Origin of the sequence: Mesorhizobium sp. M1D.F.Ca.ET.231.01.1.1 (assembly GCF_003999155.2) — a bacterium.
Taxonomy (GTDB): domain Bacteria; phylum Pseudomonadota; class Alphaproteobacteria; order Rhizobiales; family Rhizobiaceae; genus Mesorhizobium.
On the sequence record NZ_RZOZ02000001.1, the window covers coordinates 494,782 to 511,184 of the forward strand.

A 16,403-nucleotide genomic window follows, 5' to 3' on the forward strand; every position below is an offset into this window, starting at 1 on the left:
GCGGGCCGTAGCTCATGCACTGTCCCGCGGTTTTCCCAAAACGGGGCGGAGTTGATGACGGACACGATCAAGACGGACGTACTTATTGTCGGGGCAGGGCCGGTCGGCCTGTTCGCCGTGTTCGAGCTCGGCCTCTTCGATATGAAGTGCCATCTCATCGACATCCTCGACCGTCCCGGCGGACAATGCGCCGAGCTCTATCCGGAAAAGCCGATCTACGACATTCCCGGCTGGCCGATGATCACGGCGCAGGGGCTGGTCGACAAGCTCATGGAGCAGATCCACCCGTTCAAGCCGGATTTCACCTTCAACCGCATGGTTTCCAGCCTCGAAAAGCTCGAGGACGGCACCTTTCGCGTCATCACCGACGAAGGCGAGGTGTTCGAGGCCAAGGTGGTGGTGGTCGCCGCCGGCGGCGGTTCGTTCCAGCCCAAGCGCCCGCCCATCCCGGGCGTCGAGGACTATGAAGGCAAGAGCGTCTTCTATTCGGTCCGGCGCATGGAGGATTTCCGCGGCCATGACCTCGTCATCGTCGGCGGCGGCGATTCGGCGCTCGACTGGACGCTCAACCTGCAGCCGATCGCCAAAAGCGTGACGCTCGTCCACCGGCGGCCGGAGTTCCGGGCAGCGCCCGACAGCGTCAACAAGATGTACGCCATGCAGGAGATGAAAGAGCTGAAGTTTCTGGTCGGTCAGGTGAGCGGCCTCGCCGGCGCCGGTGGCCAGCTTTCGTCAGCGACCATCAAGGGCGGCCCGGATGGCGATGTCGAGGTGCCTTGCACCCGCATGCTGCCGTTCTTCGGCCTCACCATGAAACTCGGGCCGATCGCCGAATGGGGGCTGAACCTGCATGAGAACCTGATCCCGGTCGACACCGAGAAGTTTCAGACATCGGTGCCCGGCATCTTCGCCATCGGCGACATCAACTGGTATCCCGGCAAGCTCAAGCTGATCCTGTCGGGCTTCCATGAAGTCGCCCTGATGGCGCAGGCGGCAAAACGCATCGTCAGCCCCGGCGAGCGCATCGTCTTCCAGTACACGACCTCGTCGACCAGCCTACAGAGGAAGCTCGGCGTCCACGACTAACGTCATCATTCGGCGAGCACGGGCGCGGCGTCCTTCTCCTTGCCGCGCAGCGGCTTTTCCGGCATCAGCGCCAGCGCGGTCAATGCCAGGACGAGCGTGATGCCGGCGGTGAGGAAGATCATGACGAACGGCATCACCGAGGGCAGCTCGATATGCGTCCGTGAGCCCTCGGCGGAGAGCGGCAGGCCGTAGCCGAGTGCGACGGCGCCGAGCATCGCGACGCCCAGCGCGCCGCCCAGCGAACGCAGGAAGGTCAGCACGCCGGTCGCGACCCCGAGATGGGCGCGATCGACCGCATTCTGGACCGAGACGGTGCTGACCGGGTAGGTCGTGCCGCTGCCCAGGCCGATGAGGGTCGTCAGGATTTCGACTTCGAGCAGCGAGGCGTGTCCCGCAATGGCGCTGAGCACGCCGATGCAGACGATCGCCAAAATGAGGCCGACCATGGCGATGCGCTTGTAGTGGACGAAGCGCGGGATCATACGGCCGCTGAAGGTGGCGCCGGCGACGGTGCCGAGCAGGAGACCCAGCATGGCAGTGCCGGACTCGCTGACCGAGAGCCCGACGACCGACTGCAGATAGACCGGCAGATATACGGACGCGCCGATGTTTGCCGCCTGCAGGAGGAACAACGACAGTGTGCCGGCGAGCACGATTCGATTACCCAGCACTTCGAGCGAGATGAGCGGCTCGGCGGCCCTCACCAGCCGCAGCGCGAACAACACCCCGAACACGGCCGAGCAGGCCACCAGGGCGAGGATTTCCGGCGAGAACCATGGATAGGTGCTGCCGCCCCAGTTGAGCGCCAGGAGCAGCAGTGCCGTGGCGACCACCAGAAGCACCGCGCCCAACCCGTCGATGCGGTGATGTTTGGCCGCGATCGGCAGCTTCTTCAGCGGGTTGTTGATGATCGCCATCGCCAGGAAGCCGATCGGCAGGTTGATCCAGAAGATCAGCGACCAGTGCAAATGCTCGGCGAAGACACCGCCAAGCAGCGGACCGGCGACACTGGCGACCGCCCAGGTGCCGGCTATCCATGCGGCGTAGCGCGCCCGTTCGCGCGGCGGCACGAGGTCGCCGATGACGGTTTGCGCCAGCGCGAACAGACCGCCGCCGCCCGCGCCCTGGATCGCCCGTCCGATGACCAGCACCAGCATGCTGGGGGCAAGCGCGCTGACCAGCGACCCCAGGAGAAAGATCAGGATCGCGGCATAGATGACCGGCCGGCGGCCGTAGACGTCGGAAATCTTGCCGTAGAGCGGCGCCATCGCGGTCGCCGTCAGCAGGTAGCCGGTCACGATCCAGGGCAGGTATTCGGCGTGGCCGAGCGCACGCGCGATGGTCGGCAAAGCAGGCGCGACGATGGTCTGGTCAAGCGCCGCCAAAAGCATCGACAGCAGCACGCCGCCGATGATGGCGTTCTTCTCGCTCTCGCCGATCGGCGACGAGGCGGATGTCGCCATCGTCGTGCGATTGTCGACGGTCTGGTCCATGCGTCATTCTTTCAAGGTCTGGTGCGCCGCCGGCGAGAAGCAGTCGACGCGGGGCGTTATCCGCCTGTCGTTCGTGTCGTGTGTTGGCAAGGTCAGCCAGACGGAGAACCCAATATATGTCGTTCGATATAGGCCGTTTTCGACCACCGCTCGAAAGTTTTTCGAAGCTGGCACCATGTTTCGGCGGGATTGGCTTTCGCCGGCACCGCCGCTCCGAATGGTCAAGCCGGCGGCAACTTGCCGCTTTGGATGCGCTGCATCCGGTAGCGCAGAAGCCGGATGATCCGGCTCTCGAAGTTGACGCCTTCGACACGGTCGAACTGAACCTGGGCGCGATCGTGCTTGGCGAGGACGGCGGCGGAAATCTCGGCGGCCTTCGCCTTCGCGGCTTCGCAGGTCTTTTGCGGATACGTCGCCTTCAGCGCGTCCTCGAGTTCGCGTGCATGGTTCTTGGCGATCTCGACGTGGCGCTCCTCGTGGCGCTTGATGTCGGCCGACAGCGTGTCCCAGAACAGCCTGACCTCCGGCTCGGCCTTGCGCGGACGCCGCCATTCCGGGAGGATCACCTTGACTTTCACAGTGACCTGCGCGTTCGCGATCCGGCAGGAATCCGCCGTCTGCGCGTAGCTGACCCGGGTGGTGAAAGCCATCTGCGTGGCGCCTGGGTGCCTGGAGCCGGTGCTCTTCACTTCAGGGCCGTTCTTCGTCAGCTGCTTTTCGATGTCGTCCAGCGTGCGGCCGCCGACGCTGAAATAGCTGTAGGACTTGACCAGATTCGCTGCGCCGGCCGGCATGGCGGCGAAAGTCAGCATCAGGACACAGAGCAGGGAGCGGTTCATCATGTTGCCTCTTCTTGCACCTTGCTTTACGGGCCTTGCCAGCGCAACGGAATTGATTTCGCGCGGATCACGCATGGTTGATGGACAATGACGACAAGGCGGTGGCAGCTCGCGCATGGACGCCATCTCGACCTCGGCCCCAAGGCAGCCGTGGTCGGCATCCTCAACGTCACGCCGGACAGTTTTTCCGACGGCGGTCTGTTCATCGCGCCGGAGAAGGCGATAGCCCAGGCGCGCCGCATGGCGGAAGAGGGCGCGGCCGTCATCGATGTCGGCGGGGAATCGACGCGGCCGGGCTTTGCTCCGGTCAGCGCCGAGGAAGAGCAGGCGCGGGTGCTGCCGGTCATCGAGGCGCTTGCGGCATCCGGCGAGGCGCTGATCTCGGTCGACACCTATCGCGAGGATACCGCCCGGCGCGCCGTTGCCGCCGGAGCGCATATCGTCAACGATGTCTGGGGACTGCAGCGCGAGCCCGGCATCGCGCGGGTTGCCGCCGAGACGGGCGCCGGGCTGATCATCATGCATACCGGCCGCGAGCGGCAGAAGCTGCCTGATGTGATCGAGGACCAGTTCCTGTTCCTGCGCAAATCGCTGGAGATCGCGCGCGCCAGCAATGTTTCCGATGGACAGATCGTGCTTGACCCCGGCTTCGGTTTCGCCAAGGAAACGACTGAGGAAAACCTCGACCTGATGGCGCGGTTCTCGGAGCTTCAGGCGCTCGGCTTTCCGCTGATGGCGGGGACGTCGCGAAAGCGTTTCATCGGCGGCGTCACCGGACGCGAACCGGCCGAGCGCGCGGCCGGCACCGCGGCCGCCAGCGTAATCCTGCGGCTGAAGGGAGCCGATCTTTTTCGCGTCCACGATGTCGCAATCAACGTGGATGCGCTGGCGGTGGCCGATGCTATGCTGGCACGCGAAAACGACCTTCCGCCCGGACGCTGACCATGTATGTCATCCGCATGAAGAACTGCGCCTTCTTTGCCCGGCACGGCGTGCTGGACGAGGAGGAGACGCTTGGCCAGCGGTTCTATGTCGATGCCGAGCTGACCGTCGAGCCCAGCCGCCCGCTTGAGGAGGACTCCATCGAGGACACCGTCAACTACGGCATCGCCTTCGCGGTCATCGAGAAGATCATCACCGGACACCGCCGCTTCCTGATCGAGGCGCTGGCGCTGGAAGTGGCGAAGGCGCTTGCCGCGCGGTTTCCGCAGATCAGGAAGGCCGAGATCACGGTGCGCAAGCCGAACGCCCCGGTGCCGGGCGTGCTCGATCATGTCGAGGTGACCGTTGTCTGGCCCCAATAACGCCGTCTATCTCAGTCTCGGCGGCAATCTCGGCGATCCGGCGAAATCCATGGCCGCGGCATTGCGCATGCTGGACGGCGACGACAGGACGCGCGTCACCGCCGTCTCCTCGCTCTACCGCACGCCGCCCTGGGGCAAGCTCGACCAGCCGGATTTCCTCAACGCCGCGGCCGCGATCGAAACGGCGCTGTCGCCGCGCGCGCTGCTCGATCTTTGCCTCGACGTCGAAAGGCGCCTGAAGCGGGTGCGCGAGGAGCGCTGGGGGCCTCGCCTGATCGACATCGACATCCTGGTTTTCAGCGACCGTGTGATCCACGAGACCGGGCTCGAGGTGCCGCACCCCCGCATGCTGGAACGGGCCTTCGTGCTGGCGCCGCTGGCCGAGATCGCGCCCGACCTTGCGGTCGGCGGCAAAAGCGTGTCGGAGCGGCTCGGCGCCGTGGATGCATCGGGGATCGAACGGCTGCCGTCGGGCCGCGAGTGGTGGCTCAATCAAAGCGCGTAGCGATCTTTCAGATTCGCTCCATGCGCTTTAGATTTTGATTTTGCGCATGTCTCCCGAAAGCGGTTTCGGGAGACATGCCTTAACTCTGAAACTGATCAGCCGGAGAAACCGCCGCCGTCGAGAAATGCCTGTTCCTGGGGTGTCGTTTCGCGACCGAGCATCTTGTTTCGGTGCGGAAAGCGGCCGAAACGCTGGATGATCTCCAGATGCTCGTTTGCGTATTTGAGATAGTCCGGCGCTCGCGCGGCAGTGAGTTCCACCGATCGCCGCTGGTCCGCAAGCAACTCGGAATGCTCGAAGGGCAGATAGAGGAAGACGCGAACGACCTCGTCGAGGGCCAGATCATGGCCGGCGGCGATCGCCCGGTCGGCGAAATGCCTGGCCAGCGGATCGGTGGCATACATGTGCCCGGTGCCGCGGAAGCAGTTGCGCGGGAACTGGTCGAGCAGGATCATCAGCGCCAGCGATCCCTCGGGATGGGCGTTCCAGTCGTCGCATTCACGCCTGGCGGCGGCATGGTGCAGCTCCAGGAAGCGGCTGCGGAAATCGGCGTCGAAAGCGTCGCTCTTCTCGAACCAGGCGTCCTCGCCGGCATCGCGCCAGAATCTGGTGACGGAAAGCGCTCGCGGATCGAGTTCTGCCATGCGTTGCCTTTCAGCTCTGCGTTTCGGCCTTGTTCAGCACGTCGGCCGTCTCTTCGTTCAGCGCCCGGCCGGCACGGCGCGGCTGGGTAAGCGGCGTCGGGATCGGCGTGCCGATATTGCCTTTGAGGAAGCGCTGGCCGGCGCGCACGCCCTCGGCCAATTGCGTTTCAAAGCGCGCTTCGTCGCGGCGGCGGACGTCCTCGATGACCTCGGCGACCTCTTCCGGGTCTACGCCCAGCGCTTCCAGCGCCGAGCCGCCGAAGACCAGCGCCGATTCGAAGGTCTCGCGCAATTGATAGTCGACGCCTGCGCGCACAAGCTGCAGCGCGGTGCCGCGGTCGAAGGCCCGCGCCAGGATGGTGACCAGCGGGAATTCGGCCTTGATCAGCTGCGCGATGCGCACTGCCGCGTCCGGCTTGTCAACGCAGATCAGCACGGCGCGCGCCCGGCCGGCGCCGGCCGCATGCAGGATGTCGAGCCGCGTGCCGTCGCCGTAATAGACCTTGAAGCCGAAATCGGCCGCCGCCTGGATCATCTCGACCTCGTTGTCGATGATCGAGACGTCGAGGCCGCGCAAAAGCAGCGGCTGGCTGGCGATCTGGCCGAAGCGGCCGAAGCCGATGATCAGCACGCTGCCTGTCAGCCCGTCGGCGATGTCGACGCCTTCAAGCGACTGCTCGTCGCGCGGCGTGAGATAGCGCAGCGCCACGATGGCGAGGGGCGTCAGCACCATGGAGATGATGATGATGGCGGTCAGCGTGGCGTTGGCCCGGCCGTCGATGATGCCGACCGCGGTCGCCGAGGAATAGAGCACGAAAGCGAATTCGCCGCCCTGCGCCATGAAGACCGCTCGTTCCAGCGCCTCGCGGTGGCCGCTCTTGAGCATGCGCGCGACGATGTAGATGCCGAGCCCCTTCATGATCATGTAGGCGACGACGTAGATCGCGACGAGGCGCCAGTTCTGGGCGACGACGCCGAGATCGAGAGACATGCCGACGGCGAGGAAGAACAGGCCTAGCAGGATGCCGCGGAACGGCTCGATGTCGGCTTCGAGCTGGTGGCGGAAGGTCGATTCGGAGAGCAGCACGCCGGCGAGGAAAGCGCCCATCGCCATCGACAGGCCGGAAAGCTGCATGGCCAAAGCCGATCCCAGAACGACCAGCAGTGCAGCGGCGGTCATCACCTCGCGGGCGCGGGCATCGGCCAGGATGCGGAACAGCGGGTTGAGCAGATAACGGCCCGCCACTACGAGCCCGACGATCGCCGCGATGCCGATGCCGACCTCGGTCAGCCGCTCGGACAGGCTGGTCTCCGCGCCGCCCGGCGCCAGGAAAGCAACCAGGGCCAGAAGCGGCACGATCATCAGATCTTCGAGGAGAAGGATCGAGACGATGCGTTGACCCTTGGGCGTGGCGATCTCGCCGCGCTCCTCGAGCAATTGCATGACGATCGCCGTCGAGGTCAGGACGAAGCCGGCGCCGGCGACGAAGGACTGCGCGATCGGAAAGCCTCCGGCCAGGCCCACAAGCGTCAAGAGAACCGCGCAGACGCCGACCTGCAGCGCGCCGAGCCCGAAGATTTCGCGGCGCAGGCCCCAGAGCCGCGACGGCTGCATTTCGAGGCCGATGATGAACAGGAACATGACGACGCCGAGCTCGGCGACGTGGAGGATGGCCTCCGATTCGGAAAAGACACGCAGGCCGAAGGGCCCGATCACCACGCCGGCAGCGAGGTAGCCGAGGATGGAGCCCAGCCCCATGCGCTTGAAGATCGGCACCGCGACCACGCCGGCAGCAAGCAGCGCCACCACCTGTACGAGATCGCTGCCCGATGCCTCAGCCGCCATTCCTGTCTTCCCGTTGTCTCGGAGCACTCCTTGCATGCAGGAGGACCGAGAGGCAAGGGCGACGAGCCTGACGGGAAGAGCACGGACCTTAGGCGGGAAACAGACGAGGCGCCTGGCGGCAGACTCCTGTTGCAGCCTCGTTACACAAGTTTACGAGAGCTGGTCGTTGCGTGATCCCACAATCAGCGGTTAAGGCACGGTCGGCTTCGGCCATTGGAAGGCAGCGGCGATGGGCCGCTGCCTTTTTTGAGGAGATGACAGACATGAAGAAGCTTTTGCTCGTTGCCGTCGGTGTTGCGGCGCTGGCCGCCTCGGCCTGCTCCAAGGGGCCGGAGTGCACGCAGGAGATGGCAACCAAGAAGGCGCAGGACATGACCGCCGCGCTTCAGGAAGCAATCACCAAGGATCCGACCAAGGCGGCCGATCTGACGGCCAAGGTCCAGGCCGTGACGACGAAATACCAGAACGCCACGACGCTTGACGAAGCCTGCAAGGCTTATGACGAAGTGACCGCCGCCATCAAGGGTTGAGCGAGGTCAAAACGAAAGAAGGCGGTGGCCATAGGCTGCCGCCTTTTGTTTGCCTGCTGAGCGCGTTTGCTCAGTTTTTCGCGATGGAACCGACCTCGACCGTATCGATCCGCTTCAGGCTCATGCCGATGACCGGCACCAGCTGCTTGTTGACCCGCACGGCGACCGTCACGGTCATCGAATTGTCGTCGGGTACGCGCGCCTGCATGACGCCGTTCAACTGATTGCGGTTGATGGTGAAAACGACCTTCTGGGGATCGACGACATTGCCGCCGACGATGTCCATCCCGTTGCCGGTCGAACCGCCCATGAAGCTGCCCCTGTAGCCATCCCGACCCCGGCGTTCGACGGTCGCGGACATCTTCTGGGTGAAGACGCCGACCCGGCAGTCGCCGTCAAGTGTCATGCCGACCTTGCCGTCCGGCGTGGAGCCGTTGAAATTACAGGTGAATTTCGTGCCCTTGTATTTGCCGGCGATGATTTCGCCGGGGCCTACCCATTTGCCTTCGACCGAACGGAAAAACTGCTTGTCGGGCTCTGCTCCAAAAGCCCTTTCGGCAAGGCCGAGCGGCGCGGCGACCGCAGCGGTCATGACGCAGGACAAGATTACGCTTTTCATCGACGACACCCGGCACGAACGAGTCTGCTGTTGGAACCAGAGTGACCATGAAGAAGATTGGTTAATGCTTCGTCACTGGCGGCCGTTTCTGCATTTACCTTACTTCTCTGCCTTATTGCTCGCTTTGGCCCTCCTTGCGGGTCGCGAACGAGGTCAATGCCGAGAGGAAATCGCCCAATCCCGGTCGCTTTGCCGCGATGAAAGGCAGCGGGCGTGTCGTATCCATCGCCGCGATGCCGATGCGCGCGGTCATCATGCCGTTGACGACGCCTTCGCCAAGCTTTGCCGAGAGCTTCGCCGCGAGGCCGTGGCCGACGATCTGCTGCACGAAACTGTCGCCGACGGCGATCGAGCCGGTCACCGCCAGATGGGCGAGCACACCGCGCGCCAGCCGGAAGAAGCCCAGCGTGCCGGGACGGCCGCCATAGAGTTCCGACAGGCGCCGGATCAGCCTGCCGGCCTCGAACACGACATAGGCGACGTCGACAAGCGCGCGCGGGCTGACCGCCGTCACCAGCGAGACGCGCTTTGCGGCCTCCAGGATCATCGTCTTGGCGCGCGCGTCGAGCGGCGACAGGATCTCGGTCTCGGCAAGCCGCACCAGGTTGCCGCCGTCGATGATTTCGCCGCGCAGTTCGGCGAGCGCGCGGCGGCCGGCCGCGGTCTCCGGTTTGGCGGCGACAAAGGTGGAAAGCTCATCGACCAGGGCGCGCGCGGCCTTGGGGTCGTCGCGCGCCACGGCATCCAGGGCCCGCCGCTGCAGCTTCTCGACTTCGGCGAGGCGCGCGATGGCTAGGAATTCGCGGATGAGGATGACGAGCAGCGACAAAAGCGCGATCGCCGCCATGCCGGCCGCCAGCCAGCCCAACCATTCGGCGCGCGCAAAGAGGTCGCGGATGAGCTGGTCCGTCCACAGGCCGATCGCAAGCGAGACAAGCACCCCGAAAGCGCCGAAAAACAGGCGCGCCAGCAGCGAGCGCCTCCTTGGGGCGGTCGCCGGCGGCGGCGCGGCCTGCTCGATGTCCGGCTCGTCGAAGACGTCGATCTCGGAAGGGATGACGACGGCGACGTCGGACCTGGCGGCGCGTGGCTTACGCACGGGCTGTTCATCCGCACCATGCTTATGCGGCGGCTCCCGCCTTGGCGTTGCCTCCGGCTCGATGCGGAAGGCTGCCGGTTTGCGGGGCGCGGTCATGCCAGATGATCTCCGATCAGGAACTGCAGCGCGCGGTCGAGCCGGATATGCGGCAAGGACAGCGTGACGCCTTCGGCCGTCCGCTCGAGCTTCGGCGGACGGAAACGCACGAAGCGGATCGCCGGTTCGGTGTCTTCAAGCTGCGGCCCGGAATGGTCGAACACGGCATCGGCTTTCTCCGGCAAGTCACCGGGAAATATGGCTGTTTCGGCTTTGCCGTCGAATGTCTCGCCGTTGATCTTCTCGCCTTTCAATGGCGTGCCGATGATCACCGGCAGCGTTTCGCGGCCTTGTTTGACCGTGCCTTCGCGGGTCGAGCGCACCGCCGCCATGGCTGCCACATCGACATCGGCGCCGCTGAAATTCGCCCGCGCGACGGCCCGATCGGCCAGCCTGCGCACGATCGCCTGCAGCCGGTCATGGCTTTCATGGTGCAGTTGGTCGGCCTTGGTCGCCGCCACCAGGATGCGGTCGATGCGTCTGGAAAACAGGTCGGTGACGATGTTGCCGCGCCCGGGCCGGAAACAGGAGAGGATCTCGGTGACGGCCCGCTCCAGATCGGCCATGGCGACCGGGCCGGCGTTGAGCGCCTGCATGGCGTCGATCAGCACGATCTGCCGGTCCAGGCGGGTGATATGCTCGCGAAAGAACGGTTTTACGACATGCGTCTTGTAGGCTTCATAGCGGCGCTCCATCATCGCTTGCAGCGATCCGGAGCGGGGGCGTCGATCCGACAGCTTCATCAGCGGCGCAAAGGTCAGCGCCGGCGAGCCTTCGAGATCGCCCGGCATCAGGAAACGGCCGGGCGGCAGGGTCGACAGCGCGCGTTCGTCGAGCTTGCAGGCCTTGAGATAGGCGGCGAAGCTCTCGGCGAGACGGCGCGCGGTCATCTCGTCGGCGTCGGCGTCCGGATCGATTTTGGCGGCCACCGCCAGCCAGTCCCGCGACAAGTCGGAGCGCACGGGCAGCGACGCCAACTCGACGGCCTCGCGCGAGAAATCGGCGAAGGATTTGCCAAGCAGCGGCAGATCGAGCAGCCATTCGCCGGGATAGTCGACGATGTCGACCGACAGCTTTCCAGCCGAAAACAGGCGGTTCCAGCCGGAGGCCGACTCGTATTCGATAGTCAGCCGCAGCTCGGAAATGGCGCGCGTCGAATCCGGCCAGGCGCGGTCGTCGACCAGGGCCGCGACATGGTCCTCGTACTGAAAGCGCGGGACGGCGTCGTCCGGCTGCTCCTCGAGGAAGGCTCGGGCGATGCGGCCCGATTTCTGCGCCTCGAACAGCGGCAGCCGCCCGCCATGGATAAGGTTGTGCACGAGAGCGGAAATGAACACCGTCTTGCCGGCGCGGGAAAGACCGGTGACGCCCAGACGCAGCGATGGAGAGAAGAGCCCCACGGCCCGCCCCGACAACGTGTCGAGCGCAATCCTTGCCTCGTCGGTGAAAGTGGTCAGCGATGATGCCAAATCTGCCTCTGGGTCGTCCGTCGGGCCCGATATAGGCCTTGGGCGAGGCGTTTGAAATGGTGTCAGAGATCGGCGGGAGTGAGGAAGGCCTCGAGATAGCCGTTGCCCTGACCTGCTTCACCGAGATTGCCGGGAAAACGCACGACGGCGAGGCCGGAGGTGGGAAAGCCGTGGTTGAGCATGCCGCGCGCGGCCTCGTCGCCGTCGCCCGACACCGCCATGGCGAGGTCCTCCGTCATCGGATTATGGCCGATGACCAGCAAGGAGCCGGCCCCGCCATTCTTGCGGATGATGTCGAGGTAGCCGGCGGCATCCTCGCTGTAAAGCGTGTCGAAGAACAGCACCCGGCCGGTGTCGGTGCGGCCCGCAAGCGCTTCCAGCGTCTGCCGCGCCCGCTTGGCGTTGGAGCAGAGCGTGACGTCCGGCACGTAATCGCGGGTCCGCATGGCATCGCCCATCGCCTCGGCATCGGCCATGCCGGATTCGTCGAGCGGTCGATCGAAGTCGCGCACCCCCGGCAGCGCCCATCCGGCCTTGGCATGCCTCAACAGATAAAGTCTGCTCAACCGGCTCCCCCTTTGTGCTGAATGCGCTGAGCGTTTTGGCGATTAGTCACCAGAACGGCGTCGTGCACAATGGTCGACGACGTGCAACCGCGCCGATTCGCTGATGAATTCGACCCCGGTCGTTGAGAAGAGGCTGTTGCGAATGTCTGCCGCCGCGAGACTAACAATTGCGTGAAACTGTTGCCGTTTACGCTTGTGCAGCCCCTTGTCCGCGAATATATAGGCGCCAAATTTGGGGTTGTTGGGTGAGTCGAATGAACGACATCGTTACCGCCGATTACGTACCCTCCGAAGACGAGCCGTTCATGAACGAACGGCAGAAATCTTACTTCCGCATGAAGCTTATCACATGGAAGAACGATATCCTTCGCGAAGCGCGTGAAACCCTCGAAATCCTCCAGCAAGAAAACGCCAACCATCCCGACCTGGCCGACCGCGCCTCTTCCGAAACCGACCGTGCCATCGAACTGCGCGCCCGCGACCGCCAGCGCAAGCTCATCTCGAAAATCGATTCGGCGTTGCAGCGCATCGACGAGGGCACGTACGGCTATTGTGAGGAAACAGGCGAGCCGATCGCGCTGAAGCGGCTCGACGCCCGCCCCATCGCGACGCTGTCGATCGAGGCGCAGGAGCGCCACGAGCGCCGCGAGAAGGTCTACCGCGACGATTGATGCGGATCGCATGAATTGAAAAATGGCCGGGTTTCCCGGCCATTTTCTTTTCCAACCACGGCTTAGAGCCGGTCGAGGCCCCGGTCAGCGTTTGTGGCTGGCCAGCTCGCCGAGAAGCTTGGTCATCTCGTCATCGAGCGAAGGCTTTGCTGCCGGCTTGCTGATCGCCGGTTTGGGGTGCGACTCCTCCAGCGATGCCTCGAGTTCGTTCATCAGCGTATCGTCGATCGAGTCGTTGGAGGGCGGTGGCGGCGCATGCCGGACGCTGCCATTCGCCGGTCCATAGGCAGGGAGCGGCATGACTTTCGCGGTAGGCTGACTGGGGGCGACCGGCCTGGGCACGGAGGTCACCGTGCGCGGCCGCGCCGTGGGCTCGGTGACTGGTGCAGGCGCAGGCGCCGGAGATTGCCTCGCCGGCGCCGGCGCGGGCTGCGGCGCGCGCGGGCGCGGCGTGGCGGCCTGCTGCTGGCCGCTGTCGCCGGTCAGCGCCGGGCGACGGGGCGCCGCCAGCCTGATGTCGCGTTCGACCACGACATCCGTCGGGCCGCCGATAAGGATCAGGTGTTCGATATCGTCGCGTCGCACCAGCACCAGCCGGCGGTGGCTGTCGACGGCGGTGGCGTCCATGACGGCGAGCCGCGTCTTGCGGTTCCTGCCGCCGGCAACGAAGGTGCCAAAAGTCAGGTTGCGGACGACCTTGATGACGAGGAGGACGACGACCAGCAGGATAAGGGCTGCAAACGTCCACAGGATTGCTGCGACATAACCCGGACCCGCCACGCTATCCAGCCACTGCAGCATCGTTGCACCCAATCGCCTTCCTGAGGTGAGGCGACACTAGACCGTTGGGACTAGCGACCGCAAGTTCGCATCACGCATCGTGAACAGTTTGAAACATGATTCGTTGATTTTATCGGACATTTGCCGCCGGGGCCTTTTCCGCTACAGGAGAATGTGATTCAACCGGCCGTTCGCGGGTGTCGGGGCATCGGAATCACGAGCAGGGGGCACATGGCCAAGGAAACGCGCGGCGATTTCTATCCGGTACCGATCGTCGACCAAAACACGCGTCCGGGCGCCGTCGCAAGGCTCATCGTCTTCATCGTCGTTTTGACCGGCGCCGCGGTCGTCTTCGGGCTGTTCCGCGAGCGTCTCGGCGATCCGTTCCTGCTCGGCATGCTGGGCGTGCTCGCCATGATCGGCGTCGGCTTTCTGTTCGCGACGGCGATCGGCTTCGTGCAGATCGCTCCGCGTTCGACCGGCGACGAACTGTCCAAAGCCTTCGTCGATTCGATGTCGCAAGGTCTCCTAGTCACCGACACCAAGGGCCGCGTCATCTACGCCAACCGGGCCTATGCCGACATGACGGGCGCCGCTTCGGCGGCGGACCTCAAGACGGTCGAGGGGCTGCTTTCCGATGTTCCCGAGGCCTCGATGACCATCTACCGGCTGGCGTCCGGCCTGCGCGACGGCCAGCCCGGCGACGGTGAATTCCGCCTGGCGCAGTCGATCAAGCCCGGGGCCGAGCCCGGCGCGCGCTGGTATCGCACCCGGGCCCGCGCCTTCAACGTGCCGGGCCAGCGGCTACCGATGCTTGCCTGGCAGATCGCCGACATCTCGCAGGAGCGGGCGGAGCAGGAGCGCTTCTTCCTCGACCTGCAAAAGGCGATCGACCATCTCGACCACGCGCCGGCCGGCTTCTTCTCGGCTGACCAGGAAGGCCGCGTCACCTATATCAACGCCACGCTTGCCGAATGGCTGGGCATCGACCTTGCCAGCTTCACTCCGGGCGCGGTCACGCTGCCGGAGATCGTCGCCGGCGACGGCATGGCGCTCGTCCGCTCGGTCAAGGCGGATCCCGGCACCACGCGCAATGCCGTCATCGACCTCGATCTCACGACAATGAGCGGCCAGGCGCTGCCGGTCCGCTTCATGCACCGCGTTTCGGCGAGCCGCGAAGGCGTGAACGGGCCGACGCGCACCATCGTTCTCAACCGCACCCAGGGCGAGGACGCTTCCGCGGACCTGCGCGCCTCGGAGGTCCGCTTCACCCGCTTCTTCAACTCGACGCCGATGGCGATTGCCGGCGTCGATGCCGGCGGGCGCATCCTGCGCACCAACGCGCCGTTCCTGTCGCTGTTTTCGTCCGTCGTCGACCGGGACGCGGTCGACCGGCGCGTGCGCTTCGAGACCGTCGTGCATGAGCGCGACCGGCCGGCCTTCGCCGCCGCCTTCGAAAGGGCGCGGCAGCGGCAGGCCAATATCGAGCCGATCGACTCGCTGCTGCCCGGCAATGAGGAGCGCCACATCCGCTTCTACGTCAACGCGGTCGCCGACGGCGCCGGCGGCGAGGGAGTGGAGGAGTCGGCCATCGTCTACGCCGTCGAGACCACCGAGCAGAAGGCGCTCGAGGGCCAGATGGCGCAGAGCCAGAAGATGCAGGCGGTCGGCCAGCTCGCGGGCGGCATCGCGCACGACTTCAACAACGTGCTCACCGCCATCATCATGGCGTCGGACCTTCTGCTCACCAACCACCGGCCGTCGGACCCGTCCTTCCCCGACATCATGAACATCAAGCAGAACGCCAACCGCGCGGCGTCGCTGGTTCGGCAATTGCTCGCCTTCTCGCGCAAGCAGACGCTGCGGCCGGAAGTGCTCAACCTGACCGATGTGCTCGCCGATCTTCGGATGCTGCTTGCCCGCCTGGTCGGCAACGACATCAGGCTGAAGATCGACCACGGCCGCGATCTGTGGCCGGTCAAGGTCGACATCGGCCAGTTCGAGCAGGTGGTGGTCAATCTCGCCGTCAACGCGCGCGACGCGATGCCGGCCGGCGGCGACCTTACCGTGCGCACCCGCAACGTCGCCACGGAGGAGTGCAAGTCCTTCGCCTATCGCGAGCTTGCGCCGGCCGACTATGTGCTGGTCGAGGTCGAGGACACCGGCAGCGGCATAGCGCCGGACGTGCTGAAGAAGATCTTCGAGCCCTTCTTCACCACCAAGGAGGTCGGCAAGGGTACAGGCCTTGGCCTCTCGATGGTCTATGGCATCATCAAGCAGACGGGCGGCTTCATCTATTGCGATTCCGAAGTCGGCAAGGGAACAGTGTTCCGCATCTTCCTGCCGCGCCATGTCGCGGAGGCAAAGAAGGTTGTCGAGACAGGCGAGACGGCAGCGGCTTCGGTGCCCGCCAAGCCGGTCGACAACGCAAAAGACCTGTCCGGCTCGGCAACAGTGCTTCTGGTCGAGGACGAGGATGCCGTTCGCATGGGTGGCGTCAGGGCGTTGACCTCGCGCGGCTACACGGTGCACGAAGCGTCTTCCGGCGTCGAGGCGCTGGAGGTCTTCGAGGCCCTCGGCGGCAAGGTCGACATCGTCGTGTCCGACGTGGTGATGCCCGAAATGGACGGCCCGACGCTGCTCGGCGAGCTGCGCAAGCGGCAGTCGGACATCAAGTTCGTCTTCGTTTCCGGCTATGCCGAGGACGCCTTCGCCAGAAACCTGCCGGCCGACGCGCATTTCGGCTTCCTGCCCAAGCCCTTCTCGCTCAAGCAACTGGCGACGATCGTCAAGGACGTGCTGGAATCCTAAAACAGCTATCGCTTGCACATTGCTGCGACCCTGCCATGATGGAGA

General features: G+C 65.0%; 16 protein-coding genes. 7 read left to right on the forward strand and 9 right to left on the reverse strand.

Translation table 11 applies throughout. The features are described 5' to 3' along the window. The first annotated feature begins 54 nt into the window (after positions 1-54). A complete protein-coding gene (locus tag EN874_RS02460) occupies positions 55-1,086 on the forward strand; it encodes an NAD(P)/FAD-dependent oxidoreductase (RefSeq protein ID WP_127423917.1) in 1,032 nt (343 codons plus the stop codon). A gap of 5 nt (positions 1,087-1,091) precedes the next feature. Here the strand turns inward: EN874_RS02460 and EN874_RS02465 are convergent, their stop codons facing one another. Together EN874_RS02465 and EN874_RS02470 are read right to left on the reverse strand one after the other, a co-directional pair. Continuing rightward, on the reverse strand, positions 1,092-2,579 hold the full coding sequence (locus EN874_RS02465; protein WP_127423918.1) for an MDR family MFS transporter: 1,488 nt from the start codon (positions 2,577-2,579) through the stop codon (positions 1,092-1,094). 221 nt (positions 2,580-2,800) lie between these two features. After that, the gene (locus EN874_RS02470) at positions 2,801-3,421 is read right to left on the reverse strand and encodes a DUF922 domain-containing protein (protein ID WP_126089065.1); all 621 of its coding nucleotides are present in this window, start codon (positions 3,419-3,421) and stop codon (positions 2,801-2,803) included. Between the two features lie 84 nt (positions 3,422-3,505). Between EN874_RS02470 and folP the strand changes: the two genes are divergently transcribed. From folP to folK, 3 genes are read left to right on the forward strand one after another with little or no spacing between them, the layout of a single operon-like run. Continuing rightward, a complete protein-coding gene (folP, locus tag EN874_RS02475; protein ID WP_127423919.1) occupies positions 3,506-4,360 on the forward strand; it encodes a dihydropteroate synthase in 855 nt (284 codons plus the stop codon). A gap of 2 nt (positions 4,361-4,362) precedes the next feature. Further along, complete coding sequence (folB, locus tag EN874_RS02480; RefSeq protein ID WP_126089067.1) at positions 4,363-4,722, forward strand: dihydroneopterin aldolase; 360 nt, start codon at positions 4,363-4,365, stop codon at positions 4,720-4,722. Then, positions 4,706-5,227 (forward strand): 2-amino-4-hydroxy-6-hydroxymethyldihydropteridine diphosphokinase, encoded by a 522-nt coding sequence (gene folK, locus EN874_RS02485; RefSeq protein ID WP_127423920.1) that lies wholly within the window; start codon positions 4,706-4,708, stop codon positions 5,225-5,227. Before folB ends, folK begins: the two co-directional genes overlap by 17 nt. Positions 5,228-5,322: 95 nt before the next feature. Here the strand turns inward: folK and EN874_RS02490 are convergent, their stop codons facing one another. Beyond that, complete coding sequence (locus EN874_RS02490; protein WP_127423921.1) at positions 5,323-5,871, reverse strand: DUF924 family protein; 549 nt, start codon at positions 5,869-5,871, stop codon at positions 5,323-5,325. 10 nt (positions 5,872-5,881) lie between these two features. Next, positions 5,882-7,717: a monovalent cation:proton antiporter-2 (CPA2) family protein gene (locus EN874_RS02495; protein WP_127423922.1), complete on the reverse strand. Its 1,836-nt coding sequence runs from the start codon at positions 7,715-7,717 to the stop codon at positions 5,882-5,884. A 263-nt stretch (positions 7,718-7,980) separates the two neighbouring features. Here EN874_RS02495 and EN874_RS02500 point away from each other — a divergent pair, with 263 nt between their 5' ends. Continuing rightward, positions 7,981-8,247 carry a hypothetical protein gene (locus EN874_RS02500; protein WP_127423923.1) on the forward strand — a complete coding sequence of 89 codons (267 nt, stop codon included), beginning with the start codon at positions 7,981-7,983 and terminating at the stop codon, positions 8,245-8,247. A gap of 70 nt (positions 8,248-8,317) precedes the next feature. Here EN874_RS02500 and EN874_RS02505 read toward each other — a convergent pair whose 3' ends face one another. The 4 genes from EN874_RS02505 to EN874_RS02520 all read right to left on the reverse strand — a co-directional run bounded on the left by EN874_RS02505 (position 8,318) and on the right by EN874_RS02520 (position 12,096). Then, on the reverse strand, positions 8,318-8,839 hold the full coding sequence (locus EN874_RS02505; protein WP_245513473.1) for a hypothetical protein: 522 nt from the start codon (positions 8,837-8,839) through the stop codon (positions 8,318-8,320). 139 nt (positions 8,840-8,978) lie between these two features. Then, a complete protein-coding gene (locus tag EN874_RS02510) occupies positions 8,979-10,061 on the reverse strand; it encodes a TIGR01620 family protein (protein WP_127423925.1) in 1,083 nt (360 codons plus the stop codon). Beyond that, positions 10,058-11,530: a YcjX family protein gene (locus EN874_RS02515; RefSeq protein WP_127423926.1), complete on the reverse strand. Its 1,473-nt coding sequence runs from the start codon at positions 11,528-11,530 to the stop codon at positions 10,058-10,060. Before EN874_RS02515 ends, EN874_RS02510 begins: the two co-directional genes overlap by 4 nt. A 62-nt stretch (positions 11,531-11,592) precedes the next feature. Then, positions 11,593-12,096 (reverse strand): histidine phosphatase family protein, encoded by a 504-nt coding sequence (locus tag EN874_RS02520; protein WP_127423927.1) that lies wholly within the window; start codon positions 12,094-12,096, stop codon positions 11,593-11,595. A 254-nt stretch (positions 12,097-12,350) separates the two neighbouring features. Between EN874_RS02520 and dksA the strand changes: the two genes are divergently transcribed. Continuing rightward, entirely contained in the window at positions 12,351-12,767 is a 417-nt protein-coding gene (gene dksA, locus EN874_RS02525; RefSeq protein ID WP_059185643.1) for an RNA polymerase-binding protein DksA, read from the forward strand. A gap of 84 nt (positions 12,768-12,851) precedes the next feature. Here dksA and EN874_RS02530 read toward each other — a convergent pair whose 3' ends face one another. Beyond that, positions 12,852-13,568 (reverse strand): flagellar biosynthetic protein FliO, encoded by a 717-nt coding sequence (locus tag EN874_RS02530; RefSeq protein ID WP_127424502.1) that lies wholly within the window; start codon positions 13,566-13,568, stop codon positions 12,852-12,854. A 210-nt stretch (positions 13,569-13,778) separates the two neighbouring features. On the opposite strand from EN874_RS02530, the gene EN874_RS02535 reads away from it, so the two are divergent. Further along, positions 13,779-16,358, forward strand: coding sequence for a PAS domain-containing sensor histidine kinase (locus EN874_RS02535; protein ID WP_127423928.1), 2,580 nt, complete (start codon positions 13,779-13,781; stop codon positions 16,356-16,358). Positions 16,359-16,403: the final 45 nt, after the last annotated feature.